Origin of the sequence: Bacillus sp. JJ1566, from assembly GCF_036962685.1 — a bacterium.
Taxonomy (GTDB): Bacteria; Bacillota; Bacilli; order Bacillales; family Bacillaceae_L; genus Ferdinandcohnia.
Genome location: NZ_JBALOP010000046.1, coordinates 1 through 684 on the forward strand (window position 1 = coordinate 1; position 684 = coordinate 684).

Annotated in this window: 1 protein-coding gene; it reads right to left on the bottom strand. The window is 34.8% G+C overall.

All coding sequences use genetic code 11. The annotated features are described in order from the left end of the window. Positions 1-62: 62 nt before the first annotated feature. Positions 63-644, bottom strand: coding sequence for a TetR/AcrR family transcriptional regulator (locus tag V7112_RS17550; RefSeq protein ID WP_335422264.1), 582 nt, complete (start codon positions 642-644; stop codon positions 63-65). Positions 645-684: the final 40 nt, after the last annotated feature.

The following is a 684-nucleotide window of genomic DNA, read 5'->3' on the forward strand; positions in this document are numbered from 1 at the left end:
AATCGTGGCATCCGCCGGATGCTTTAACAGTATTCATGGGGTTTAAACCCCACTGAATACTGTTAATCTTTTCCATCTAATATTGCTTTTAAAATATATTCTACATGTGAATGAGCCAAACTTTTTACATCGTCATAGGTTTGGTTGCTTCTACAATAATGTGTGACAAAGCCATGGATGGATAGGAAAATTGACCAGATATCCTGAATACTTGCTTTTTGGTTGCTTAAATTCGAAATGGCATTTGCAAACATCCCATAGCTTTCAAGAGGCTCTTGTTGAATACAGCTTTTTACTTCCTCATCGTTGATTAGAAACATTAACTCATAATGGCTCTTATGTGTAAGCCCAAATTCAATATATCCTAATAAAATTCTTTTCACTTTTTCTTCTGGTGGTAGATCCTGAGTGATAATTTGATTTAAAACCTGGTTCAACATTTCAAAATCTTGAACAACCATCGCATAAAATAAATCCGCTTTGTTCTTAAAATGATAATAGATTGCGCCATGGCTATACTTTAATTCCTTTGCGATTTGACGCATGGAAACATGTTGATAGCCTTTCTGAACAAAAAGTTCATGGGCAACCTCCATGATTTTTTCACGTGATAATTCCTCTTGAACCTGTTTTCTTGGTGACATTTTAAGTTTTTTCTCCTTTATCAAATACGCCAAAGCGTAT